Source organism: Sphingomonas sanguinis, assembly GCF_001476905.1.
GTDB classification, from domain to species: Bacteria; Pseudomonadota; Alphaproteobacteria; order Sphingomonadales; family Sphingomonadaceae; genus Sphingomonas; species Sphingomonas sanguinis_B.
Genome location: NZ_LDTE01000007.1, coordinates 38,254 through 61,565 on the forward strand (window position 1 = coordinate 38,254; position 23,312 = coordinate 61,565).

Below are 23,312 nucleotides of genomic sequence, written 5' to 3' on the forward strand. Positions count from 1 at the left end.
TTCGCCGGGGTACGAGCAGGGGCGACGGCCAAGGGAATCGCCTTGCCGCCCATGCCTAACCCCGGTTAACCATAGCCCGTTCGACGGGGGAGACGAAACCGATGTGGCGCTATCTGGCCGGTGGCTTGGGCACGCTCGTGCTGGTGGGGGCAGGGCTGTTCCTATGGGGTAGCCGACCCGACACACCATCCCCGCTCCCCGCCGCAAGCGCCGCCACGGCGGCCTCCCCGCAAACCGCCGAGGACGACGCGCCCTTACCCGAAGCCTCCGCCCGCACGCGCGAGCAGAAGCGCTTCGACCGATACGACAAGGACCGCGATGGCACGATCACCCGCGAGGAATATCTCGCCGCCCGGCGCAAGGCCTATGCCAAGCTGGACCGCGACGGTGACGGTAAGCTGAGCTTCGACGAATGGGCGATCAAGGCCACGACCAAATTCGCCACCGCCGACCGCGACAAATCCGGCGCGATGAACCCCGCCGAATTCGCCACCACCGCCGTCAAGCGTCGACCGGCTGCTCGGCGGGACTGTCCTCCGGCACGAACGGCACCGGCTGAGGTACAGGAGGCGGGCCCGGCGGAAGAGAGTTGAGCCAGCCGGGCAGGGCCTCGCGCGCGCGGTCGGTGTACATCCGCTTGCGGTCGGCCTTCTTGGTCCGGCCGGGAATGGGCGGGAACAGGCCGAAGTTGACGTTCATCGGCTGATAGGTCTCGGCCTCCGCCAGCCCGGTGATATGGCCGAGCAGCGCACCCAGAGCCGTCTCGACCGGCGGCGGCGCAATGGTCTTGCCGGTCAGTTCGGCGGCGGCGAAACGCCCGGAGAGCAGGCCGATCGCCGCGCTCTCGATATAACCCTCGCACCCCGTGATCTGGCCTGCGAAACGCAGGTTCGGCCGCGACTTCAGCCGCAGCGTCGCGTCGAGCAGTTCGGGCGAGCGGATGAACGTGTTGCGGTGCAAGCCCCCCAGCCGCGCGAACTCGGCCTTTTCCAGGCCCGGAATGGTGCGGAAGATGCGGATCTGCTCGGCATATTTCAGCTTGGTCTGAAAACCGACGATATTCCACAGCGTGCCCGCCGCATTGTCCTGGCGCAGCTGGACCACGGCATAGGGCCAGCGCCCGGTACGCGGATCATCCAGCCCGACGCCCTTCATCGGCCCGAAGCGCAGCGTCTCCACCCCGCGTTCGGCCATCACCTCGACCGGCATGCAGCCGTCGAAATAGGGCGTGTCCTTTTCCCACTCGCGGAACTCGGTCTTCTCGCCGTCGAGGAGCGCCTGATGGAAGGCGTAGTACTGCTCCTTGTCCATCGGGCAGTTGATGTAATCCTTGCCCGTGCCCTTGTTCCAGCGGCTCTGGAACCAGGCGACGTCCATATCGATCGACTCGCGGTGGACGATGGGGGCGATGGCGTCGAAGAAGGCCAGCGCTTCCGCACCCGTCGCCTCGCCGATCCCGCCTGCCAGTGATGGCGCGGTCAGCGGGCCGGTTGCGATGATCGCAGGGCCATCCGGCAACGCATCGATCCGTTCGCGGACGATGGTGATGTTGGGATGGGCCTCCAGCGCCGCGGTCACGCCGCCCGAAAAACCGTCGCGATCGACCGCCAGTGCCGAGCCGGCGGGTACCGCATGGGTGTCGCCCTTGGCCATGATGATCGAGCCGAGCGCGCGCATCTCCTGATGCAGCAACCCGACCGCGTTGGAGGTTGCGTCGTCGGACCGGAAGGAGTTGGAGCAGACCAGCTCCGCCAGGTCGCCGCCATGATGGGCGGGGGTGGTGTCCGCCCCGCCGCGCATTTCGGACAGGCGCACCTTCAGGCCAGCCTCGGCGAGCTGCCAGGCGGCTTCCGAGCCCGCGAGCCCGCCGCCGATCACATGAATGTCATAGGTCATCGCGCCGCCTTAAACCCGGACGGCCCCGGTTGGAAGGACTTGGCGTGAGGGAGCAGGCTCCCCAAGTCGGTGATATGACCACCATCTTCACCATCGGTTACGAGGGCGCGACCGTCGATGGCTTCCTTGCAACGTTGAAATCGGCCGGGGTCGAGCGGCTGATCGACGTTCGCGCGCTGCCGCTGTCCCGGCGTCCGGGCTTTTCCAAGTCACCGTTGGCCGCCGCGTTGAAGGAGGTCGGCATCGACTATGTCCATCTGAAGGATTTGGGCACCCCCAAGCGCGGGCGCGATGCGGCCAAGAAGGGCGACGTGGGCACATTGCGCGAAGTCTATGACGATCAGCTCGCCTTGCCCGAAGCGCAGGCCGCCGCCGCGCGGATGCTCGATCTGGCGGGGGAGAAGGCCAGCGCGCTACTGTGTTTCGAGCGCGATCCCTGTCACTGCCACCGGACGCTGTTGCTGGAAGCGGTGGGGCAGGGGGTGAGCGTGGTCGATCTCTACGTCTGACCGCTCAGACGGCGACCGTCTGGATGAAATCGGCGGTGCGGGTGCGCAGCGTCTGAATGGTCTGGCCCAGCGCATCGGCCAGGGTCAGGAGCGCGCCCGCATCCTCGTCGATGCGTGTCGCGTCCGCCTCGATCTGGCGGACCTGCTGCCCAATCTGATGGGCTGAGGCGACCGACTGGTCGACATTGGCGGCAATGGCGGTGGTCGCGATCCCCTGCGCCGCGACCGCCTGGTCGATCGAATGCGATAGCGTGCCGATCGCGTCGACCGCCCGATTGAGCTGGGACTGTTCGGCCAGCAGGGCGTGGAGATGCGTCTTCACCTCCGAGACGTTCCGCGTCGCGTCCTGCGCGGCCTCGCGGGTCTGGCCGGCCAGCGCCTTCACCTCATGCGCGACGACTGCAAAACCACGGCCCGCATCCCCGGCGCGTGCCGCCTCGATCGCGGCATTGAGCGCGAGCAGGTTGGTGCGAGCAGCCACGCCTTCGATCAAGGCGAGCAGCGTGTCGATGGCGGTCGCGCTGTCGGCCAGCGCGTTGGCGCGCCGATCGGTCGCGGCGATCTGGTGACGGACCGCATCGCGGATGTCGCGGGCCTGGTCCATGTCGCGGGTGATCGCGGCAAAGGTGTTCGCCAGACCGTGCCCCCGCGCCGCGATGTCGCCCAGCGCCTTGCCGGTATCGCCCATCGCCTGGGTCATACGTTCGGCCCCGGCATGGGTGTCGTTGGCATAGCCGCCCAGCTCGCGCGCCATGCGGCCCATGTCGCCGGTGGCGCGAAGCAGCGTGTCGGATAGCGTCGCAACCTCCGCCATATAGGTCCGCGCGGCCATGTCCATGCGCTCCGACCGGGCGATGCGCTCGCGGGCCAGGGCCGTCTGGGCATCGGCGGCCTGCCGGGCCAAGGTCGCGGCGTCCAACGTCCCGGCAAAGCAGCCCTTGTCGGTCAGGATCAGCGCGTCGGGCGCGCCCCAATCGGCATGCAGCGTCAGCTTGACGGCGAGCGGCGTGTCGAGGTCGCAACAGGGATGGGTACGGACATAGGCGGTCAGGCAGGACCCGAAATCGGGGTTCTGCAGCAGGGCATGGCCAAAGGGATTGTAGAGCAGCCCCTTGACATCCCGCTCCCGGATCGCCCCGACCGGTCTTCGTTCGGCGTCGAGAACCGGCAGCAGGCGCATGTCGGGATGCTGGCGAAACAGCGCGATTGCGGCGGTCAGCGATTCATCGTCGCCGATCACCGGGCACTCGGCCGTTTGCGGCCAGGTAGAGAAGACAGGCGGCTTCATCGCCCCGCTTCTCTACCGGCCAAGGGTAAACGCGATCTTAGGGTTTGGTGACGTTTCGATGACGAAACGTGGTTCAGCCGGTGATGGGCAGCCGGACCGATCCATCCTCTTCGCGCTTCATCGGGCCATAGGCCACCACCGCCGATAGCGGCAGGGGGGCATAGAGATGCGGGAAGAGCTGGCCGCCTCGGCTCTCTTCCCATTTCACCGCCTCGCCCATCGCCTCCAGATCGACAGCTGCGATGTGCAGGTCGGTCTGTCCGGCGAAATGCTTGTCGACCGTCTCGGTCAGCTGGGCGGCGGTGGAGAGGTGGATATAGCCATCGGCCACATCCACCGGAGCGCCCGCAAAGACGCCTTCCTGCTCCAGCACCGCCATCTGATCGGCGGTCAGCACCTTATAGGCGGTGGCGGGGTGGTTCATTCACCATCCTCCGGCCCGGCCGCCAGGTTCTCGCCGACGACCGCATCCGGCTCGGGCGCGATCTCGGGGGTGCCGTCGGCCAGGTTCATCTCAGCGTCCTCTTCGGTTTCCTCGATGCGCGCGGCAGAGACGACATGCTCGCCCGGTGCGACGTTGAAGAGCCGCAGACCCGCCGAGCCGCGCCCGATGACGCGCAAGCTCGCCAGCGACATGCGGATCAGCTTGGCCTGGTCGGTCACCAACATCAGCTGATGCCCCTTGGCGGCCGGGAAGCTGGCGACGACATCGCCGTTACGGGCGATATTGTCGATGTTGGTGATGCCCTGACCACCGCGACCCGTGCGGCGATATTCATAGGCCGAGGACAGCTTGCCATAGCCATTGGCGCAGACGGTCAGGATGAACTGCTCGCAATTGCGCAGCTCGTCATACCGCTCGACCGACAGCTCGGGCTCGCCTTCCTTCTCACCCTTCCAGGGGGCGAAGCGCAGATAAGCCTCACGCTCTTCCTGGGTGGTGCCGACCCGGTGGAGGACGGACAGCGAGATGACCTCGTCGGCGTCCTTCAGCGTGATGCCGCGCACACCAGTAGAGGTGCGGCTCTGGAACTCGCGCACGTCGTCCGCCGCAAAGCGGATCGCCCGGCCGCAACGGGTGGCGAGCAGCACGTCGTCCTCGGCACCGAGCAGCGCGACGCCGATCAGGCGATCCTCGCTCTCGTCGTCGAAGCGCATCGCGATCTTGCCGTTCGAGGGCACGTTGGTGAACGCATCCATCGAGTTGCGGCGCACGGCACCCTTGGCGGTGGCGAACATGACGTGGAGCTTGCCCCACTCCGCCTCGTCCTCCGGCAGCGGCAACACGGTCGAGATGACCTCGCCCGGTGCCAGCGGCAACAGGTTGACCATCGGCCGTCCGCGCGTGGCAGGCCCGCCCTCGGGCAGGCGCCACACCTTGTAGCGATAGACCTTGCCATGGTTCGAGAAGAACAGGACCGGCGTGTGGGTGCTGGTCACGAACAGCTCGGTGACGACGTCCTCGTCCTTGGTCGCCATGCCCGAGCGGCCCTTACCGCCCCGGTTCTGCGCGCGGAAGGCATCGAGCGGGGTGCGCTTGATATAGCCCTGCATGGTCACGGTAACGACCATGTCCTCACGCTCGATCAGGTCCTCGTCGTCGATGCCATCGGCGGCGGCGGCGATTTCCGAGCGGCGCGGGGTCGCGAACTGGTCGCGGATCGCCACCAGCTCGCCGCGCATGACCTCGTACAGCTTCACACGGTTGGCGAGGATTTCGAGCAGCTCGGTGATCGAGTCCGCCAGACCCTTCAACTCGTCGCCGATCTCGTCGCGGCCGAGCGCCGTCAGACGATGCAGGCGCAGGTCGAGGATCGCGCGAACCTGCGTCTCCGACAGGCGATAGGTATCGCCAAAGCCCTCATGCTCGACCGCTTCGACCAGGCGGATATACTGGGCGATCTCGGCGATCGGCCATTCGCGGGCGAGCAGCGCCTCGCGCGCGGCAACCGGCGAGGCCGAACCACGGATGATCCGCACCACCTCGTCCAGGTTCGTCACCGCGATGACGAGGCCCAGCAAGATGTGCGCCCGCTCGCGCGCCTTGGCCAGCTCGAACTTGGAGCGGCGGGTGATGACCTGCTCGCGGAACTGGACGAACGCCTGGATGATATCGCGCAGGTTCAGCAGCTCAGGGCGACCGCCGCGAATGGCGAGCATGTTGGCCGGGAAGCTGGTCTGCGCGGGCGTATGGCGCCACAGCTGGTTGAGCACGACTTCCGGGGTCGCGTCGCGCTTCAGGTCGATGACGATGCGAACGCCCTCGCGGTTCGATTCGTCGCGAATGTCGCTGATGCCTTCGATCCGCTTTTCCTTGGCGGCCTCGGCGATCTTTTCGACCAGCGCGTTCTTGCCCTGCTGATAGGGGATTTCGGTGAGGACGATGGCCCGGCGGTCGCCGCGCATCTCCTCGATCTCGTGACGAGAGCGCACGATGATCGAACCGCGCCCGGTCTGGTACGCCGAACGCGCGCCCGAGCGGCCCAGGATCAGCGCGCCCGTCGGGAAGTCGGGGGCGGGGACGATCTCGTTCAGTTCCTCGACCGTGATCGCGCCGTTTTCCATATAGGCGAGGCAGGCGTTGACCACCTCGCCCAGATTGTGCGGCGGGATGTTGGTCGCCATGCCGACCGCGATGCCGCCCGCGCCGTTGACCAGCAGGTTCGGATATTGGGCGGGCAGGACCGAGGGTTCGCGCTCCGAGCCGTCATAGTTGGGCTGGAAGTCGACCGTATCCTTGTCGAGATCGTCGAGCAGCGAATTGGCGACCTTGGCCAGACGCGCTTCGGTGTAACGCATCGCGGCGGGCGGATCGGGGTCCATCGATCCGAAGTTGCCCTGACCGTCGATCAGCGGCACGCGCATCGACCAGTCCTGCGCCATGCGGGCCAGTGCGTCATAGATCGCGCTGTCGCCGTGCGGATGGTACTTACCCATCACGTCACCGACGATGCGTGCCGACTTGCGGTACGGCTTGCCCGCGACGAAGCCGCTTTCGGCGGCCGAATAGAGGATACGGCGATGGACGGGCTTCAGGCCGTCACGCACGTCGGGCAGCGCACGCGCCACGATCACGCTCATCGCATAGTCGAGATAGCTCGACTTCATCTCGTCGACGATGGAGATCGTCGAAATATCGGAAGGTTCCGCGAGGGTCGTCTCGTCGGCCAAAGTCTGTTGCTTTCCGGCTTGGTGGTCAGATGGGAATTGTCGTTCCTAGCCCAGCGGAAAGCGCCTGACCACCCCCGCGCGCCGCCATTCGCGAGAGGCCGTTTGGGAGGAACGGCGGAGGCGTGGAAACGCGGCGCAGCGGGGATGGGCCCGGCGGCTCTGCTCCCCCCTCGGCAGCATGTTCGCGGGACTTATCAGGCGCTGGCCGCCGACGGGAGTAAACGGCGACCAGCCCGGTTCTTATGCGATTCCAACGCTTTCGGTGGAATGTCTCGGATGTTACAATACTGTAATCTGAATGATAAGAACGGATAGGCCCGCCTCAGCGCCAGCCCAGCGCCGGGGCGATGTGGCGCAGGATGTTCTCGATCACATGGACATTGTAATCGACGCCCAGCTGGTTGGGCACGGTGAGCAGCAGCGTATCGGCCTCGGCGATCGCCTCGTCGGCGCGCAGCTGTTCGATCAGTCGTTCGGGCTCGGCGGCGTAGGAGCGGCCGAAGACGGCGCGCATATTGTCGATCACGCCCACCTGGTCCTGGCTGTCGTCGCGGCCGAAATAGGCGCGATCCTGATCGGTGGTCAGTGCGAAGATCGAACGCGAGACCGACACGCGGGGCGTGCGGCTATGGCCAGCCGCCGTCCAGGCTTCGCGATAGGCGCGGATCTGCTTGGCCTGCTGGACATGGAACGGCTCGCCGCTCTCATCGGCCTTCAGCGTCGAGCTTTGCAGGTTCATGCCTTGCTTGGCGGCCCAGATGGCGGTGGCGTCCGAGGCGGAGCCCCACCAGATGCGGTCACGCAGGCCCGCCGAATGCGGCTCCAGACGGAGAAGGCCCGGCGGGTTGGCGAACATCGGGCGCGGATTGGGCTTGGCAAAGCCCTGCCCCTTCAGCAGGTGCAGGAACACCTCGGCATGGCGGCGGCCCATGTCCGCATCGGTTTCGCCCTGCGCCGGGCCATAGCCGAAATGCCGCCAGCCCTCGATCACCTGTTCGGGCGAGCCCCGGCTGATGCCGAGCTGCAGCCGCCCGTTGCTGATCAGATCGGCGGAGCCCGCATCCTCGACCATGTAGAAGGGGTTCTCGTAGCGCATGTCGATGACGCCAGTCCCGATCTCAATGCGAGAGGTGCGGGCCCCCACGGCGGCGAGCAACGGGAAGGGGGAGGCGAGCTGCTGTGCGAAGTGATGAACGCGGTAATAGGCCCCGTCCGCGCCCAGTTCCTCGGCCGCGACGGCAAGGTCGATGGACTGGAGCAACACGTCCTGCGCCGAGCGCGTCGCGGACTGGGGCGAGGGCGACCAATGGCCGAACGACAGGAAACCGATCTTCTTCATGGCGCCAAGATAGGGGCAATCCGGACGCACCGCACCTGCCGCTGCGGAAACGCTTGCTTTCCGAAAAGTGGCGCAGCCGTTACTTGCGCCAGTCCCGGGCAATCGCCGCCTTCTCGCCCGCTGCGTCGAGCGGCATGTCGGCCATCATGTCCTGCGCCGCCGCCATCAGTTCGGCGTCCGATGATCCGGCCTGCGCATAGCCGCCATTGGCAGCCGGTGCGGAGCCGGGCATCGTCCGCCGGAGCGCCCAGCCCTTGGGATCGCGACAGGCGATGCCGTCGGCCTGCGCCGACTGGAACACGCGGCAAAAACCGTTGTCGCGGGCGCGGAAGCTGACCGCGACGCGGACCGGGCCGTTCCCACCGCTCGCCTGATCGTCGAGCGCGCGGGCGAGCGATCCGGCGGCATAGAGCCCCTGGCCGGTCGCCGTGATCGGTCCCCGATCGACACCCTGGCCGACCAGCACGCCGACGACCAGACACGCTGCCATGGCCGCCGCCGCCTGCCAGGAAGGTATCGCAAAGCGCGACTTGGGGGGAGCGGTGCGCACCGGCATCGGCACGACGTTGCTGGCGGCGCTGCCGGTCAGCAGGGCCGCGAGGCGATCGGGCACGGGCTCTTCGGTCAGCGGGGCATAGGCCTGGGCGAGCCGGGCCTTCAGGTGCCGATGGCGCTCGACCTCTTCGGCCAGCGCAGGGTCCGCCGCCATGGCCCGTTCGACGCGCTTGGTCGTCAGAGGGTCGAGCGCGCCGTCTGCATAGGCCATCAGGATTTCTGGTTCGATCGTCATGCCGCTTCTCCCAGCCGCGCCATCAGCGCCTGTCGCCCGCGCACCAATCGCGAGGTCAATGTTCCCATCGGGATGTCCAGTATCTCGGCCGCTTCCTTATAGGCCAGTCCTTCGACCAAGACGAGCGCGACCGCCTCGCGCTGGTCGGCGGGCAGCGCCTGCATCGCGGCGTCGACTTCGCCCAGAGCGACGCGCGCCTCGGCATTGCCCTGGGCGCCGACCGTCATTCCGGCCTCCTCGCCGACGAACGTCTCCGCCGCCCGGCGACGCGAGCGGGCGGTGTCGATCCAGGCGTTGCGCATGATCCGGTACATCCAGCTGTCCAATCTCGTCCCCGCCTGCCACGAGCCGCGCGCCATCAGCGCCTTTTCGATCGTGACCTGGCAGAGATCATCGGCATCCGCTGCATCATGGGTGAGCGATCGCGCAAACCGTCGCAATCGCGGCAGCAGCGCCAACAGCTCATTCTCGAATGCGGCCAAGCCAATTTCCTTCTTGTGGGGATGAAACGGATGACGAGTTTCGTTTAATCCATGTCAGGACGATTTTTGGCAATGGGAGACGATCGATGAAGTGGCGCGCTCGCCGATACCTGACGCTGCTGATGGCGACAGCCGGGATCGTGGGCGGAGCTGGCATGGTGCGCGCCCAGCTGGGTGGTGCTTTGCCCAATCTGCCGCAGGGCGGGGCGCCGGGCTTGCCCATGCCGGGGCCGCTGTCGTCGATCGGACTGCCCAGGGCGCAGGACTTGCTGGGCCCGGTCGATAATATGGCACGGCGGGCAGCGGCACGGCTGGACGGCTTGCGTCGCCAGACCTTCGCCCAGCTGGTGCGCGAGCATCCCGATGCCATCACACTGGACCCCCAGGGCTTTCCTGCGCGCGCGGGCGAGGTGGTGGTCGACGCCCCCAGTGAGACGCTGATCGCCGCAGCGACCAAGGCGGGCTATGCGATCATCGAGCGCGATGATGTGCTGGGCGTCGGTTTCGCCCGGTTGCGGGTGCCGCAGGGCGTGTCGCTGAAAACGGCGCTGGACCAGCTGCGCAAGCTGGGCGGCGAAGTGAGCGCGGATCAGCTGCATCTGGCGAGCGGCGGTGGGGTTGCAATGATCGCGCCGCCGCTTGCCGGACAGGCGGCGAAGATCGACACACTGGTCGGCGTGATCGATGGCGGCGTCGAGGGAGCTGCGATGCTGCGTGGTTTTGCCAGCGGCGCGCCGCGCCCCAATGATCATGGCACGGCCGTCGCGTCGCTGATCGCCGGGGGGCATGGCATTCGCGGCGCCTTGCCCGGTGCGCGGATCGCCTCGGCCGATGTCTATGGCACCGATCCGGCGGGTGGCAATGCGACCGCCATCGCCAAGGCGCTCGGCTGGTTGGTCGGCGCGCGGGTGCCGGTGGTGACGATCAGCTTGGTCGGGCCGTCCAATCCCTTGCTGGCGCGGGTCGTCGCGGCGGCGCAGGCGCGTGGCACGATCATCGTCGCGGCCGTCGGCAACAATGGCGCGGCCTCGCCGCCCGCCTATCCTGCGTCCTATCCCGGCGTCGTCGCAGTCAGCGGCGTCGACCGCCGCAACCGTCCGCTGATCGAAGCGGGGCGGGCCGAGCATCTCGATTATGTCGCGCCGGCGGCGGACATGCTGGTGGCGGGCGTGAACGGTCGACGCTTTGCGGTGCGCGGCACTTCCTTTGCCGCGCCCCTAGTCGCCGGGCGGATCGCCGCGGTCTATCCGACGCCCGACCCGGCGCAGCGTCGTGCCGCGCTGGCGAAGATCGATGTCGAGGCGCGTCGATCGGGGCTGCAAGGACCGGAAAAAAACATCGGTCGTGGAATGGTTTGCGGAGATTGCCGCACCGACCTCCAATAAAAATCGAAAAATTGGGGATTAAACGCATCACCCGCTTCGTTGTCCCAGCAGAAGTTAAGGAGAACGAAGATGAAGAACATTCTGTCTGGCACCGCGATCCTTGCCATTGCTCTGGTTGCAAGCCCCGCATCGGCGCAGCTTCTTGGTGGCGGCGGCCTGGCCGGCGGTCTGGGTGGTCAACTCGGCGGCGTTGCTGGCGGCGCGACCGGTGGTCTGACCGGCAATCTCGACAGCGCCAAGCGGTCGGGTCGCGTCGCCACCGAAAATGCGACCCGCGCCCGGGGTTCGGTGCGTGGCGACCGGAATGTCGACCTGCGTCGGGGGCGGATCAGCGCGTCGGGTGACGCCACCGGTGGCTCGACGCTGGACAGCGCGACGCGGGTCGGAAACCGGTCGGGCAGTGCCAATGGCACGACCTCCGGCGCGGTCGGTGGCGGCGTCGATGCCCAGTTGATCGGCACCGATGCGGTGCGCGACGCGGCCGGGCGCGGCGTGAACACGGTCGGCAACGTTGCCGGACGGGTGCGTGACACGGCTGGCGCGGTCGGCAACCGGGCGCGCGGTGCGGTCTCCAACCTGAGCGGGCGCGCCGCCAATGCGGCCGGAAATGCTGCGGGCTCCGGTTCGGGCTCGCTGTCGGCGGCGGGTGGCAATGGCACGCTGTCGGGCAACTTGGCGTTGGCCGGTAGCGGTGCGGCGCAGGGCGGGGCCTTCCCGGTCAATACCGGCATGGTCGTCAACGACGCGCAGGGCCGGGCGATCGGCGCGGTTCAGTCGGTCCGCACCAATGCGCAGGGCGCGGTTGAGCGGGTGCTGGTGAAGGTGGGTGACCGGATCGCCAACCTGCCCGCCGCGAACTTCTCGGGCTCGGGCAACGTCCTGGTCTCGGCCATGGGGCAGGGCGATGTGAGCAGCGCCGCCAAGTAATATCGCGGATAAGGGAATGCGCCCGACCCATCATGGTCGGGGGCATTCTCACGTTTAGCGGGTGGCGAAATATCGCTCCAGGCGCGTGGCCTCGGCCGGGCTGATCGCCACGACCGCGCCATGCTTGGGCCGGGCGAAGTTGGTCGCCTTCATCGGCGATCCCGGCTCGTTGAAGCGGCCGATATTGCGATAGGTCACGAAGTCGGTGGTTTCAGAAAAGCCCATATTGTTCGGGTTGATACCGAATACATCGTACATCAGGACATAGGTGTTGGTGCCACTGCGTTTCCAAAGGGTCGGCGCTTCCGTCCCGACGGTTTCGGGGTCCACCTTGCGCAGGTCCTTCGTCCAGCCGCTGTTGATGCTCGACGATTCCGAATGCCGGATATTGCCGGGGGCCTGATGCGCCACATAGAACATATGGTACTTGTCGCCGACCTTGGTGATGTCGGCATCGATCACGTTCACCTTGGGATCGGGATAGTCGAACAGCGTCTTGGGCTCTTCGGTCAGCGTGCTGAAATCCTTGTCGGCATAGGAATAGACCAGATAGTTGGGCCCATTGCCGTCGCGGGTGGTGAAATAGACCATCAAGGCCTTGCGCTTGGGATCGTAGATCGTCTCGGGCGCCCACATATTGCCCGCGTTGCGATAGCGCGGGAACATGGCCGAGGGCGTGACACGGGACCGTGACCAGTGGATGAGGTCATAGGACTTCATGAAGATCATGTTGCGGTTGTTGCCCCAGCTATATTGCTCCTCGGGCCGTTCCCATTGGGTGTCGCGCAACCCTTCGCGCTTGGCGAAGATGTGGAGGTCGGTCATCGACATATAGAAGCCGCCATCGGGACCGCGCATGATATGGGGATCGCGAATGCCCTTTTGCTCGGCCGCTTCGCGCCCGCTCATCACCGGTTTGCCGCCATTCACGTCGGTGAAGCTATAGCCGTCGCGCGACGTCGCGAAGTGAAGCGAATGATCCTCGTCGGTGAAGTAGGTCATCAGATAGGCCGTCCGCGCGTCGCGGGGGGCGGGCGGCTTGGGCAGGCGATCCTTTTTCACGATTTCCAACTGGCGAGGCGCCGTGGCAGGCGCCTGTCCGTTGGCATGGATCGCCGTCGTTGCCAGGAGCGCGCCGATGGCAAGGCAACTACGAATCACGGTCTTCATCAATCTCTCCCCTTTTCGGGAGAGGCTATGTCAACTGTCCGACAAATGCCATAGGCCGACCGTGACAAAATATGTCGGGACGAGCGGCGCTATGGCATTCGTCAGCTTGAATATCAGCCGTGAGCCGGAATGCCCTGTGCCGCTGGCAGCTCCGTAATGTCGGAGGATTCCGCCCATAGGTTGATCCCGCCATCCATGGCCGCCTGGTCGATCGCCGCCAGTTCCTCGGCAGTGAAGTCCAGCCGCGCGACGGCATCGAGCGAGTCGTCCAGCTGCTCGACCGTGCGTGCCCCGATCAGGGCGGAGGTGACGCGGGGATCGCGCAGCACCCAGGCGATGGCCATCTGCGCCAGCGTCTGGCCGCGCGAATGGGCGATGTCGTTCAACCGCCGGATCGCGCCGAGATTCTGCTCGGTCAGCAGCGACTGCGACAGCGATCCGTCCCGGTTGGCCCGTGCATCCTGCGGCACGCCGTTCAGATACTTCTTGGTCAACATGCCCTGGGCGAGCGGCGAGAAGGCGATGCAGCCGGTCCCCAGATCCTCCAGCGTCGCCAGCAAGTCGCGCTCGATCCAGCGGTTCAGGATCGAATAGCTCGGTTGATGGATGAACAGCGGCACCTTCTCCTCCGTCAGGATCGCGGCGGCCCGTCGGGTCAGGCCAGGATCATAGGAGGAAATGCCGACATAGAGCGCCTTGCCCTGCCGGTGCAGCTGGACCAGCGCGCCCATCGTCTCCTCCAGCGGCGTGGTCGGGTCGACGCGGTGCGAATAGAAGATGTCGACATAATCGACCCCCATCCGCTTCAGGCTCTGGTCGCAGCTGGCGATCAGATATTTCTTCGACGAGCCGATATCGCCGTAAGGGCCAGGCCACATATCCCAGCCCGCCTTGGTCGACAGGATCAGCTCGTCGCGGTGCGCGGCGAAGTCGCTGGCCATCACCCGCCCGAAATTCTCCTCCGCCGAGCCATAGGGCGGCCCGTAATTGTTCGCGAGGTCGAAATGGGTGACGCCGCGATCGAAGGCGCGACGCAGGATGGCGCGGCCGGTCTCGAACACGTCGCTGCCGCCGAAATTCTGCCACAGCCCCAGGCTGATCGCGGGGAGCTTCAGGCCGCTGCGCCCGGTGCGGCGATAGGGCATGCGGCCGTCGTAACGCGCGGGGTCGGCGGCATAGGGAGCGGGGAAGGGCATGGACTGTTTCCTCTCGTATCGGCGGCGATCTTTACGCGCTGCGTCCGCGCCCGCCAATCGAAGAGGCTCGATCCGTCGAGATCGCGATTGGTTCCACGCCAACTCAAAGACTTATTGGTCATGGTCGGGGGGAACCCGATCGGGCGGTCGGTTCTTCATGCCGCAGATTATTGATCCGCATGAATGATCGGACTGACCGCCTATGCCTCGACCCACCCTGTTTCTGCTCCATGCCCTGGGTGGCAGTGCAAAGGCTTGGAACGACGTGATCGATCGGCTGGACGACCGTTTCGATTGCGTGGCGCTCGACCTGCCGGGTTTCGGCGACCATGCGGATGAGGGCTATGTCGATGTCGCAGAGATGGTCGACTGGCTGGCGGCGGAGGTCGCGGCGCGGCGGCCCGAACGTTGGTTCCTGGTCGGGCACAGCATGGGCGGAAAGTTCGCCACCTTGCTTGCCGCGCGCGAACAGAACGGCTGCGGCCTGGGTGGCGTCGTGCTGCTGGCCGCCTCACCACCCGCGCCCGAGCCGATGGACGAAGATCGTCGGGCGGCGATGCTCGACTGGTTCCGCGAACGCCCTGCCGATGAAGCGCAGGCGGCAAGGTTCGTCGATGACAATAGCGCGGAGCCCTTGCCCGACCCCCTGCGCGTGGCCGCGATTGCCGATGTTCGCCGCTCCTCGCCGGATGCGTGGAGAGGTTGGCTGGAGCGTGGCAGTCGCGAGGATTGGCGCGCGGCGGCGGGCGTGATCGCCACGCCTGCGCTGATCGTGGCGGGCGGCGAGGACGGCGATCTGGGCAAGGCCGCGCAGCGAAAGTGGAACGCGCCCCATTATGTCGAGCCGCAGGTAGTGGCGGTCGAGGGCGCTGCGCACCTCCTGCCGCTGGAGGCACCGGACGCCGTCGCCACGCTGATCGCGGACTTTGTTGACCGACATCACGCCTGACAGGATTTCGAGGAGAGAGACGATGGATCTGGGTATCAAGGGCCGTATCGCGCTGATCAGTGGCGCGGACTCCGGTATGGGCAAGGAAACCGCCCGCCTGTTGCTGGAGGCGGGGGTGCGTGTCGCTCTGACCGACAAGCCGGGTGGGTCGCTCGACCAGGCGGTCGAGGAACTGACGTCGCTGGGCGAGGTAATCGCGGTGACGGGTGACGTCACCAAATCGGAGGATGTGACCGCGCTCTGGGCCGAGGTGCGCGAGCGGCTGGGCGAGCCGGATATCTATGTCAATTCGGCGGGCGTCACCGGCGCGACCGGCGATTTCCTGGAGATCGACGACAAGGGCTGGCTAGAGACGCTGGACATCGACCTGATGGGCGCGGTCCGCATGTGTCGTGAGGCGATCCCGGCGATGCGCCGCAAGGGCTGGGGCCGCATCATCCTGATGGCCTCGGAGGATGCGGTGCAGCCCTATGTCGAGGAACTGCCCTATTGCGCGGCCAAGGCCGGTATCCTGAGCCTCGCCAAGGGGCTGTCCAAGGCCTATGGCGGCGATAATGTGCTCGTGAACACCGTGTCGCCCGCCTTTGTCGCTACGCCGATGACCGACGCGATGATGGAGAAGCGCGCCAAGGAAAAGGGCGTCAGCTTCGACGAGGCAATCGAGAGCTTCCTGGACGAGGAGCGTCCCGGCATGGAACTGAAGCGGCGTGGCCGTCCCGAAGAGGTCGCCGCCGCCGTCGCCTTCCTGGTGTCCGAACGGGCGAGCTTCATCAACGGCGCGGGACTGCGGGTGGATTCGGGATCGGTCTTCACCATCGCCACCTGATGTCGGATCGGGACGGCGTGGCGTTCGGCATCGTCGCACGCTACGCTGTCCCGAACGATAAAAGGGGTGGGGATGCAATATTCGACATGGTGGCTGGCGGGCGGAGCACTGCTGGCGGCGGGAACGGCTAAGGCACAGCAGGTTGAGGCACCATCGCTAGGCGCGACTAACTATGCCTATACCGGTGCGATGGTAACCCCGTCTGGGCGGCCGAGTTTTGGCGACGAGTTTACCCGGACAATCGACCAGAGACGGTGGCGTTGGGATACGGCGCAGAACAAGCATGGCTGGCCCAATAACGAATTGGAATATTATGCCGGGCCGGAGCGGACCAACGCCCGGGTCGAAAAGGGTGCCTTAGTTATCGAGGCGCGCGCCGAGACACCGCGCGACGCCGCCGACTGGGGCGGACAGCACTATACCTCTGCCAAGCTAGTGACGCGTGACCCGCTGGGTTACGGATTTTACGAGGTGCGCGCGCAACTGCCCTGCGGGCGGGGCATGTGGCCCGCCATCTGGCTGCTCCCGATGGATGGCTCGCGCTGGCCCGATGGCGGCGAGATCGACATCATGGAAATGGTCGGCTTCGACCCGGACGTGATCCACGCGACGGTCCACTCCGCCGCGTTCAATCATCGGCTGAAGACGCAGCGCGGGGCGCAGATTCGTGTGGCGGGGGCGTGTACCGCCTATCACCGCTATCAGCTGGAATGGACGCCCGACACGATCACCATCGGAGTCGACGGCCATGCCTATATGCGGGTGAAGAACGACCAGCCCGGCGGCGCGGCGGCGTGGCCGTTCACCCGGCCCTATTCACTGATCCTGAACCTGGCGGTCGGCGGCGACTGGGGCGGGCAGAAGGGTGTGGATGACGCCGCCCTGCCGCAGGTGATGAAGGTCGATTACGTGCGCTATTGGAAGCGTTGATCATCCGCCCCGGCACGGGGAGGGGGACCAGCGAAGCTGGTGGAGGGGGAGCCCCCCTCCGTCATCGCTTCGTGCTGCGGCCCCCCGTGCCGGGGAGTATCTTACAGGAGTGTCCCCGACAGGATCGCCAGCGCGATGGTGAAATAGATCACCAGCCCGGTGACATCGACCAGCGTCGCGACGAACGGTGCCGAGGCGCTCGCCGGGTCGAAGCCCAGCCGTTGCAGGACGAAGGGCAGCATCGATCCCGCCAGCGAGCCAAAGGTGACGATCCCGACCAGCCCGGTGCCGACCGTGGTCGCGACCAGACCCCAGTGCGGGCCATAGTCGTAAAAGCCCAGGGTCTGCCACAGCGTGATCCGCGCCATGCCCAGCACGCCCAGGATTGCGCCCAGCGTCAGCCCGGCGGGCAGTTCGCGCAGCGCGACACGCCACCAGTCGCGCAGGCGGACCTGGTTCAGGGCGAGGGCGCGGATGATCAGCGAGGTCGCCTGGCTGCCGCTATTGCCGCCCGAGCTCATGATGAGCGGGATGAACAGGGTCAGCACGACCGCGCGCTCCAGCTCGGACTCGAAATGCTGCATCGCGCTGGCGGTCAGCATTTCCGAGAAGAACAGGATGCTCAGCCACCCGGCCCGCTTGCGGATCATCGCGAGGAAGCCGGTTTCGAGATAGGGATCGTCCAGCGCCTCGACGCCGCCGAACTTCTGCGTGTCCTCGGTATGCGCGGCGACCAGCGCGTCGAGCACGTCGTCGACGGTGACGATGCCCATCGGCCGCCCCTGTTCGTCGACGACCGGCAGCGCCAGCAGGTCGTGGCGACGGATCAGATGCGCCACTTCTTCGCGGTCGGTGGTCGGTGCGACGGTGATCGGATCATGACCGCGTGCCAGATCGATCGCGGGCGACTCCGGCTCGGCGGCGATCAGCTGACGGAGCGAGACGGTCGCGACCAGCCGCCCCTGCGGCTCCAGCAGGAAGACCGAATAGACCGTTTCGCGGCTGCGCTCGACGGTGCGGATATGCGCCAGCACCTCGGCGACCGTGGCGTCGGCGGAGGCGGCGACATATTCGGTCGTCATCATCCCGCCCGCGCTGGCGGGTGGCCAGCGGAGCAGCGTTTCGATCGAGGCGCGAACGGGGGCAGGCAGCCCGGCGCGCAGCGCGGCGGCGTCCTCTTCCTCCATGTCGGACAGCACGTCGGCGGCGCGGTCCTCCGACATTTGCGACAGGAGCGCGACCGCGCGGGCCGGGGCCAGGCGGGACAGGATATCGGCGGCCGAGCGCAGTTCCGGGCTGTCGAGCACGGCGACGGCGCGGGCGTCGGGCATTTGAGTGAGGGCGTCGGCCGCTTCCTCGACGGGGAGCGACTGCAACGTATCGACGAGATCGGCGATGGACAGGCCGCGCCGGGAGGAACGGAAACCGGCGGTGACACCGGCAATCAGATCGTTGACCATTTCAAACCTTTCGTCCGCACGACCCGGGGCGGACGAAAGCCAGTTTCGCGAAACTAGCGGACGACCCCGAGGCGTGCGGCGCTACTGGAACTGTCGCTGGACATGTTCTCGCTTTCTGGAACGGCGCGGGGGCTCCCACGCCTGATCCGCCCTCTGATCCCGCGCGCCGCAATCGTCAACACCGCGGCGGCACCTGACAAATATTTAATGTGGCCACCAAGGTTTCGGCGCGGCGGCTCCGTCTGGAGGGGCAAAGGCATATCCAAGGGGACCCTATTCGTGCATCGCCTGCTTTTCGCCTCGACCGCCACGCTCGCCCTGGTGGCGGGGACGGCCGCTTCGGCCCAGACCGTCATTGATACCAAGCGCACGACGCCGGTCCGTACCGCCACCGCCAACAACGGCGCGGCGGCGGATATCAGCATCGCGGCGGCGGGCAGCGTGGTGACCAGCGGCAGCGGCACCGCCGTCACCATCGACAGCAACAACAAGCTCGCCAATGCCGGGACCATCCAGACGACCGACGCCAATGACGCGATCGGCATCGGCGCGGCGGCGGGCGTAACCGGCGACATCGCCAATAGCGGCAAGATCATCCTCGACGAGACCTATACGCCGACGGATATCGACAAGGACGGTGATCTCGACGGTCCCTTCGCCCAAGGCGCGCGGCGGACCGGCATTCGCACGGCAGGCGGCTTTACCGGCAACATCGCCAATAGCGGCGAGATCACCATCGAGGGCAACGATTCCGCAGGCATCTATCTAAACGGTCCGCTGACCGGCAACCTGGTTCAATCGGGCAAGATCAATGTGCTCGGTGACCGCTCGGTCGGCGTGCGGACCGGTGCGGTGTCGGGCAATGTGACGCTGGGTGGCAGCATCGTCGCGGTGGGTGAGGGCGCGGTCGGCGCGCGGGTCGATGGCGATATCGGCGGTGCGCTGACCATCGAGGGCGGGATCGGTTCGACCGGCTATCGCTACACCACGCCGCCCGCCGACGTGTCGAAGCTGGACCCCGACGATCTGCTTCAGGGCGGATCGGCCCTGGTGGTCGGCGGCAATGTCGCGGGCGGTATCACGCTGGGCAATGCGACCGGCAAGGTGGCCGATATCATCTCCAACGGTGCCGCGCCCGCGATGCAGATCGGGTCGGCGACGCGGGCCGTCGTGATCGGCGCGACCGGGGGCGCGACTCCGGCGGCGGGGTTGGTGGTCAATGGCCGGATCACCGGTGCGGGCGTGTATAGCGGTGTCCGCGCGACCGCGCTCTCGATCGGCGGGCTTGGCGGCAGCGTGCAGATCGCGCAGGGCGTGTCGGTCGGCGGGACGGTGCAGGCGACCGCGAACGGTGCCGAGGCAACCGCGATCCGCTTCGGTTCGGGCGCATCGACGCCGAACCTGACGGTCGGCGGCTCGGTGACTGCGACCGGTGGCGGTGCGCCGACCGCGCTGACCACGGCTGTGCTGATCGACACGGGCGCGTCGGTGCCGACGATCCGCAACACCGGCGCGATCCGGGCGAGCGCGTCGGGCGCGAGTGCTACCGCCATCCTCGACCGCAGCAGTGGCCTGACCTTGGTTGAGAATGCCGGGACCATCGCGGGGGCAGGCGCGGACAGCTCGCGCAGCACGGCGATCGACCTGTCGGCCAACACGAGCGGCGCGGTGGTGCGCCAGATCGCTCCAGCGACCGGCGCTGCCGCGCCCAGCATCGCCGGGGCGATCCGCTTCGGCAGTGGCGACGACCGGCTTCAGATCGGCGCGGGCTCGGTCAGCGGCGACGTGACCTTCGGCACCGGCAACAACCGCCTGGAGATGAGTGGCACCGGCACCTATGCGGGCACCGCGACCTTTGGGACGGGCGCGGACACGCTGACTATCGGCGACACCGCGAGCTTCAACGGCGTGGCGGACTTTGCCGGGCTGGGCCAGGATGTCGTGGCGATCACCGGCAAGGGCATCTTCGCCGGACGCCTGACCAACGCCTCGCATGTCGCGGTCACGGTCGCCAGCGGCGGCGGCACCTTTGCCGCCAATGGTGTGACCAATATCGCCTCGCTCAGCCTGGGCGACCAGTCGATCCTGAGCGTCGCGCTCGACAAGGCGAACCCGACCGGCAACCTGATCCAGGTCGGCGGCGCGACGACGATCGGCGCGAACAGCCAGCTGGCCCTGCGCGTATCGGGCGGCACGGATGTGACGGGGCGCTATGTCGTCCTGCGCTCGGGCACGCTGACCGGCGCCAGCAACCTGACGCTCGCCCCCTCGGCCATGCCTTTCCTCTACAAGGGCGCGATCGTCGCGGGCCAGCTGAACGAGATCGCCGTCGAAGTCAGCCGCAAGGCCAAGACCGAACTGGGCCTGAGCAATGCGGGCGTCAGCGCGTTCGATGCGATCGACACCGCGATCGGCAGCGACGCCAAGCTCTCCGATGCGATCCGCGGCATTTACGACGGTGCGGCCTTCCGGGGGGCGGTGGAGCAGATGCTGCCCAACTATACCGGCAGCGTATTCGAGGGCGTAACCCTGGCGTCCCGCGCCGCCGCCGCGCAGCTGCGCGAACCGGCGGGGGAGTTCAGCGAGGAGGGCAAATGGGGCTATTGGCTGACTCCGCTTGGCTGGGATGCGTCGAAGGGGACGCGTTCGACTCGCAGCTATGACGTGCGCGGTTGGGGCGTCAGCGGCGGGATCGAGCACAAGACCGATGCGGGCAATTTCGGGGCCTCGCTGTCCTACATGAGCGGCCGCGATAACGAGGGCTCCGCCGTCAATCGCGTCAACCACAGCCAGTATGAGCTGGCCGGTTTCTGGCGGGCCCGCTGGGGCGCGCTGGCGGCGCAGGCGCGCGCTTCGGCGGCCTTCCTGTCCTTCGACTCGCAGCGCCAGTTCGACGGCGTCGTCGGGACCGAAGCGGTCCAGCGCCGTGCGACCGCCGACTGGAACGGCATGCTTTATTCGGGTTCCGGTTCGGTCTCGTGGGAGCATTGGGTCGGGCAGTTCAACGTGCGACCGATCCTGGCGGTCGACTATTACCGGTTGAACGAGGACGCTCACCGCGAGAGCGGCGGCGGCACCGGATACGACCTGACCGTACGCAAGCGGACCAGCGACGAACTGGCCCTGACCGCCAGCGTCGCGGCGGGCATCAATTTCGGCGGCGACAATCGCTATGCTCAGTGGAGCCGGTTGGAGATCGAGGGCGGTCGGCGCGAGCGGATCGCGGGCACGCTGGGCCGCACGATCGCCAGCTTCGGTGACGGCACGCCCTTCATCCTCAATCCCGAGGCCCGCGACGGCGGCTGGGTGGGCCGCGTCCGCGCGATCACCGGCACCAGCGAGATTCGCCTGAGCGGCGAGGTGAATGCCGAACAACGTCTTGGCAACGTCGCGCTGTCGGCGCGCGCGGCCCTTCAGTTCGCCTTCTAGGCGAGTTCGGTCGCGTGCATCCCCCCTGTAGCGCACGCGGCCGTTCGGAGCCCCACCACGCGTCCCGGTGGGGCTCCTTTTCATATCAGGGCGGTTCGGCTAAACGCCGATGTTCCCCGCCCATTTCGCCGGTTCACTCCATGTCGCCCACCGGGATCGAGGCCGTTTTCCTCGCCAATCGCGAAAAGCTCGTCCGCTTCCTGGCGGCGCGCGGCGCGGGCGATGCGGCGGAGGATCTGGTGCAGGACCTGTGGGTCAAGCTGTCGGGGCGGATGGACGGGCCGATCGCCAATCCGCTGGCCTATCTCTATCGCGCGGCCGACATGCTGATGATCGACCGCTATCGCTCGCGCAGGCAATCGGAGCAGCGCGAACAGCATTGGGCCGAAGGGCATGACTCCGAAACTCCCGAGGCCGAGCGGACCCTGATCGCCCGCCAGACCGCCGAGCGGATCGCCCAGGCACTGGCGGCGTTAGGCGAGCGGCCCGCCACCGTCTTTCGCCGCGTGCGCATGGAGGGCGTGGCCCAGAAGCGGGTCGCCGAGGAACTGGGGATCAGTATCAGTACGGTCGAAAGCGACCTTCGCCTGGCCGCCCAGGCCATTGCCGCGCTCAAGGAACAGATCGGATGAGCCAGGACCGACATACCGCCTCCGGCATCGACGCCGAAGCGCTCGACTGGGCGTTGCGCATGGCGGACCCCGCACGCGCCGACTGGGATGCGTTCACCGACTGGCTGGAGGCCGACCCCGGCCATGCCGAGCGCTATGACCGGATGGCGGCGACGCTGCTGGACGCGGAAGAGGCCTTGGCGGCGCATCCCGAGCTGCTGGCTGACCGTCAGCCGGTAGCACCCCGGCGCAGTGCGTTGCGCTGGGTCAGTGGGGCGGTGGCGGCGGCGCTGGTGGGCACCATCGGGCTCCAGGCCTGGCAGGACCGGCCGCAACCCTATGCGGTCGAGACGGCGGCGGGGGAGACACGCGTGCTGGCCTTGGCCGATGGCAGCGCGATCACGCTGGCGGGGGCGAGCCGGGTCGCGCTGGACCGCGCCGATCCGCGCCGGGCGAGCCTGGAGCGAGGCGAGGCGCTGTTTCGGGTGAAGCATGACGACCGGCATCCCTTCGAGGTGCAGGCGAGCGGCGTCGCGCTGGTCGATCTGGGGACAGTATTCGACGTGCGGCTGGGCCAGCGGCAGACCCGCGTGGCGGTCGCCGAGGGCGCGGTCCTGGTCGATCCGAAGGGGGCCGCGATGCGCCTCGACGCCGGGCAGGCCGTGGTGGTCGAGAAGGACCGGCTGGTCCGTGCGTCGGTCGAGCCGGAGGATGTCGGCGGCTGGCGGGACGGGCGACTGGCCTTTGACGGTGCGCCCCTGCGTGAGGTGGCCGAAGACCTGTCGCGCTTCCTGCACCAACCGGTGTCGGTGGCGCCCGCCATCGCGACGCGGCCGTTTCGCGGCGTGATCGACCTTCAGGCCGTCCGGCGCGATCCCGCCTTGTTGGGATCGTTGATGGACGTGCGGGTTCGGCAGGATGCCGCTGGCTGGATCCTGGAACCGCGCGGGTGAG

Annotated in this window: 20 protein-coding genes; 10 read left to right on the forward strand and 10 right to left on the reverse strand. The window is 67.2% G+C overall.

Annotated elements, in window-relative coordinates:
- Positions 1–101 precede the first annotated feature (101 nt).
- The gene (locus SB4_RS01700; RefSeq protein WP_058751155.1) at positions 102–593 is read left to right on the forward strand and encodes an EF-hand domain-containing protein; all 492 of its coding nucleotides are present in this window, start codon (positions 102–104) and stop codon (positions 591–593) included.
- On the opposite strand, the gene trmFO is transcribed toward SB4_RS01700, so the two are convergent.
- On the reverse strand, positions 502–1,896 hold the full coding sequence (gene trmFO, locus SB4_RS01705; protein WP_058751156.1) for a methylenetetrahydrofolate--tRNA-(uracil(54)-C(5))-methyltransferase (FADH(2)-oxidizing) TrmFO: 1,395 nt from the start codon (positions 1,894–1,896) through the stop codon (positions 502–504). The genes SB4_RS01700 and trmFO overlap by 92 nt on opposite strands.
- Before the next feature lie 74 nt (positions 1,897–1,970).
- Between trmFO and SB4_RS01710 the strand changes: the two genes are divergently transcribed.
- Entirely contained in the window at positions 1,971–2,405 is a 435-nt protein-coding gene (locus SB4_RS01710) for a DUF488 domain-containing protein (protein ID WP_058751157.1), read from the forward strand.
- A 4-nt stretch (positions 2,406–2,409) separates the two neighbouring features.
- Here SB4_RS01710 and SB4_RS01715 read toward each other — a convergent pair whose 3' ends face one another.
- The 6 genes from SB4_RS01715 to SB4_RS01740 form a co-directional block, all read right to left on the reverse strand.
- Positions 2,410–3,693, reverse strand: a complete 1,284-nt coding sequence (locus tag SB4_RS01715; RefSeq protein WP_058751158.1) for a methyl-accepting chemotaxis protein — start codon at positions 3,691–3,693, stop codon at positions 2,410–2,412.
- Positions 3,694–3,766: 73 nt separating this feature from the next.
- Positions 3,767–4,117 (reverse strand): DUF952 domain-containing protein, encoded by a 351-nt coding sequence (locus SB4_RS01720; RefSeq protein ID WP_058751159.1) that lies wholly within the window; start codon positions 4,115–4,117, stop codon positions 3,767–3,769.
- Positions 4,114–6,864 carry a DNA gyrase subunit A gene (gyrA, locus tag SB4_RS01725; RefSeq protein ID WP_058732560.1) on the reverse strand — a complete coding sequence of 917 codons (2,751 nt, stop codon included), beginning with the start codon at positions 6,862–6,864 and terminating at the stop codon, positions 4,114–4,116. The genes SB4_RS01720 and gyrA overlap by 4 nt, the downstream gene beginning before the upstream one ends.
- Positions 6,865–7,186: 322 nt before the next feature.
- On the reverse strand, positions 7,187–8,203 hold the full coding sequence (locus tag SB4_RS01730; RefSeq protein WP_058751160.1) for an LLM class flavin-dependent oxidoreductase: 1,017 nt from the start codon (positions 8,201–8,203) through the stop codon (positions 7,187–7,189).
- Positions 8,204–8,282: 79 nt separating this feature from the next.
- Positions 8,283–8,993, reverse strand: a complete 711-nt coding sequence (locus tag SB4_RS01735) for an anti-sigma factor family protein (protein WP_058751161.1) — start codon at positions 8,991–8,993, stop codon at positions 8,283–8,285.
- On the reverse strand, positions 8,990–9,481 hold the full coding sequence (locus SB4_RS01740; protein WP_420893871.1) for an RNA polymerase sigma factor: 492 nt from the start codon (positions 9,479–9,481) through the stop codon (positions 8,990–8,992). The genes SB4_RS01735 and SB4_RS01740 overlap by 4 nt, the downstream gene beginning before the upstream one ends.
- An 80-nt stretch (positions 9,482–9,561) precedes the next feature.
- Between SB4_RS01740 and SB4_RS01745 the strand changes: the two genes are divergently transcribed.
- Positions 9,562–10,860 (forward strand): S8 family serine peptidase, encoded by a 1,299-nt coding sequence (locus tag SB4_RS01745; protein ID WP_058751163.1) that lies wholly within the window; start codon positions 9,562–9,564, stop codon positions 10,858–10,860.
- Between the two features lie 69 nt (positions 10,861–10,929).
- A complete protein-coding gene (locus SB4_RS01750; RefSeq protein ID WP_058751164.1) occupies positions 10,930–11,787 on the forward strand; it encodes a hypothetical protein in 858 nt (285 codons plus the stop codon).
- Positions 11,788–11,841: 54 nt separating this feature from the next.
- On the opposite strand, the gene SB4_RS01755 is transcribed toward SB4_RS01750, so the two are convergent.
- The gene (locus SB4_RS01755; protein ID WP_058751165.1) at positions 11,842–12,957 is read right to left on the reverse strand and encodes a glycoside hydrolase family 43 protein; all 1,116 of its coding nucleotides are present in this window, start codon (positions 12,955–12,957) and stop codon (positions 11,842–11,844) included.
- Positions 12,958–13,070: 113 nt separating this feature from the next.
- Positions 13,071–14,153, reverse strand: coding sequence for an L-glyceraldehyde 3-phosphate reductase (mgrA, locus tag SB4_RS01760; protein ID WP_058751166.1), 1,083 nt, complete (start codon positions 14,151–14,153; stop codon positions 13,071–13,073).
- 202 nt (positions 14,154–14,355) lie between these two features.
- On the opposite strand from mgrA, the gene SB4_RS01765 reads away from it, so the two are divergent.
- From SB4_RS01765 to SB4_RS01775, 3 genes are all read left to right on the forward strand, one after another.
- Positions 14,356–15,102, forward strand: a complete 747-nt coding sequence (locus tag SB4_RS01765; protein WP_058751167.1) for an alpha/beta fold hydrolase — start codon at positions 14,356–14,358, stop codon at positions 15,100–15,102.
- 22 nt (positions 15,103–15,124) lie between these two features.
- A complete protein-coding gene (locus SB4_RS01770) occupies positions 15,125–15,928 on the forward strand; it encodes an SDR family NAD(P)-dependent oxidoreductase (RefSeq protein ID WP_058751168.1) in 804 nt (267 codons plus the stop codon).
- A 72-nt stretch (positions 15,929–16,000) separates the two neighbouring features.
- Positions 16,001–16,858 carry a glycoside hydrolase family 16 protein gene (locus SB4_RS01775; RefSeq protein ID WP_058751169.1) on the forward strand — a complete coding sequence of 286 codons (858 nt, stop codon included), beginning with the start codon at positions 16,001–16,003 and terminating at the stop codon, positions 16,856–16,858.
- A gap of 101 nt (positions 16,859–16,959) precedes the next feature.
- Here SB4_RS01775 and mgtE read toward each other — a convergent pair whose 3' ends face one another.
- Positions 16,960–18,318 carry a magnesium transporter gene (gene mgtE / locus SB4_RS01780; protein WP_058751170.1) on the reverse strand — a complete coding sequence of 453 codons (1,359 nt, stop codon included), beginning with the start codon at positions 18,316–18,318 and terminating at the stop codon, positions 16,960–16,962.
- Positions 18,319–18,597: 279 nt separating this feature from the next.
- On the opposite strand from mgtE, the gene SB4_RS01785 reads away from it, so the two are divergent.
- From SB4_RS01785 to SB4_RS01795, 3 genes are all read left to right on the forward strand, one after another.
- A complete protein-coding gene (locus SB4_RS01785; protein WP_058751171.1) occupies positions 18,598–21,747 on the forward strand; it encodes an autotransporter outer membrane beta-barrel domain-containing protein in 3,150 nt (1,049 codons plus the stop codon).
- Between the two features lie 140 nt (positions 21,748–21,887).
- Positions 21,888–22,379 carry an RNA polymerase sigma factor gene (locus tag SB4_RS01790; RefSeq protein ID WP_058751172.1) on the forward strand — a complete coding sequence of 164 codons (492 nt, stop codon included), beginning with the start codon at positions 21,888–21,890 and terminating at the stop codon, positions 22,377–22,379.
- Positions 22,376–23,311 (forward strand): FecR family protein, encoded by a 936-nt coding sequence (locus SB4_RS01795; protein ID WP_058751173.1) that lies wholly within the window; start codon positions 22,376–22,378, stop codon positions 23,309–23,311. Before SB4_RS01790 ends, SB4_RS01795 begins: the two co-directional genes overlap by 4 nt.
- Position 23,312: the final 1 nt, after the last annotated feature.

Coding starts and splice junctions, on each gene's coding strand:
- SB4_RS01700 (WP_058751155.1), top strand. CDS start 102: ATGTGGCGCTATCTGGCCGGTGGCTTGGGCACGCTCGTGCTGGTGGGG.
- trmFO (WP_058751156.1), bottom strand. CDS start 1,896: ATGACCTATGACATTCATGTGATCGGCGGCGGGCTCGCGGGCTCGGAA.
- SB4_RS01710 (WP_058751157.1), top strand. CDS start 1,971: ATGACCACCATCTTCACCATCGGTTACGAGGGCGCGACCGTCGATGGC.
- SB4_RS01715 (WP_058751158.1), bottom strand. CDS start 3,693: ATGAAGCCGCCTGTCTTCTCTACCTGGCCGCAAACGGCCGAGTGCCCG.
- SB4_RS01720 (WP_058751159.1), bottom strand. CDS start 4,117: ATGAACCACCCCGCCACCGCCTATAAGGTGCTGACCGCCGATCAGATG.
- SB4_RS01730 (WP_058751160.1), bottom strand. CDS start 8,203: ATGAAGAAGATCGGTTTCCTGTCGTTCGGCCATTGGTCGCCCTCGCCC.
- SB4_RS01735 (WP_058751161.1), bottom strand. CDS start 8,993: ATGACGATCGAACCAGAAATCCTGATGGCCTATGCAGACGGCGCGCTC.
- SB4_RS01745 (WP_058751163.1), top strand. CDS start 9,562: ATGAAGTGGCGCGCTCGCCGATACCTGACGCTGCTGATGGCGACAGCC.
- SB4_RS01750 (WP_058751164.1), top strand. CDS start 10,930: ATGAAGAACATTCTGTCTGGCACCGCGATCCTTGCCATTGCTCTGGTT.
- SB4_RS01755 (WP_058751165.1), bottom strand. CDS start 12,957: ATGAAGACCGTGATTCGTAGTTGCCTTGCCATCGGCGCGCTCCTGGCA.
- mgrA (WP_058751166.1), bottom strand. CDS start 14,153: ATGCCCTTCCCCGCTCCCTATGCCGCCGACCCCGCGCGTTACGACGGC.
- SB4_RS01765 (WP_058751167.1), top strand. CDS start 14,356: ATGCCTCGACCCACCCTGTTTCTGCTCCATGCCCTGGGTGGCAGTGCA.
- SB4_RS01770 (WP_058751168.1), top strand. CDS start 15,125: ATGGATCTGGGTATCAAGGGCCGTATCGCGCTGATCAGTGGCGCGGAC.
- SB4_RS01775 (WP_058751169.1), top strand. CDS start 16,001: ATGCAATATTCGACATGGTGGCTGGCGGGCGGAGCACTGCTGGCGGCG.
- mgtE (WP_058751170.1), bottom strand. CDS start 18,318: ATGGTCAACGATCTGATTGCCGGTGTCACCGCCGGTTTCCGTTCCTCC.
- SB4_RS01790 (WP_058751172.1), top strand. CDS start 21,888: ATGTCGCCCACCGGGATCGAGGCCGTTTTCCTCGCCAATCGCGAAAAG.
- SB4_RS01795 (WP_058751173.1), top strand. CDS start 22,376: ATGAGCCAGGACCGACATACCGCCTCCGGCATCGACGCCGAAGCGCTC.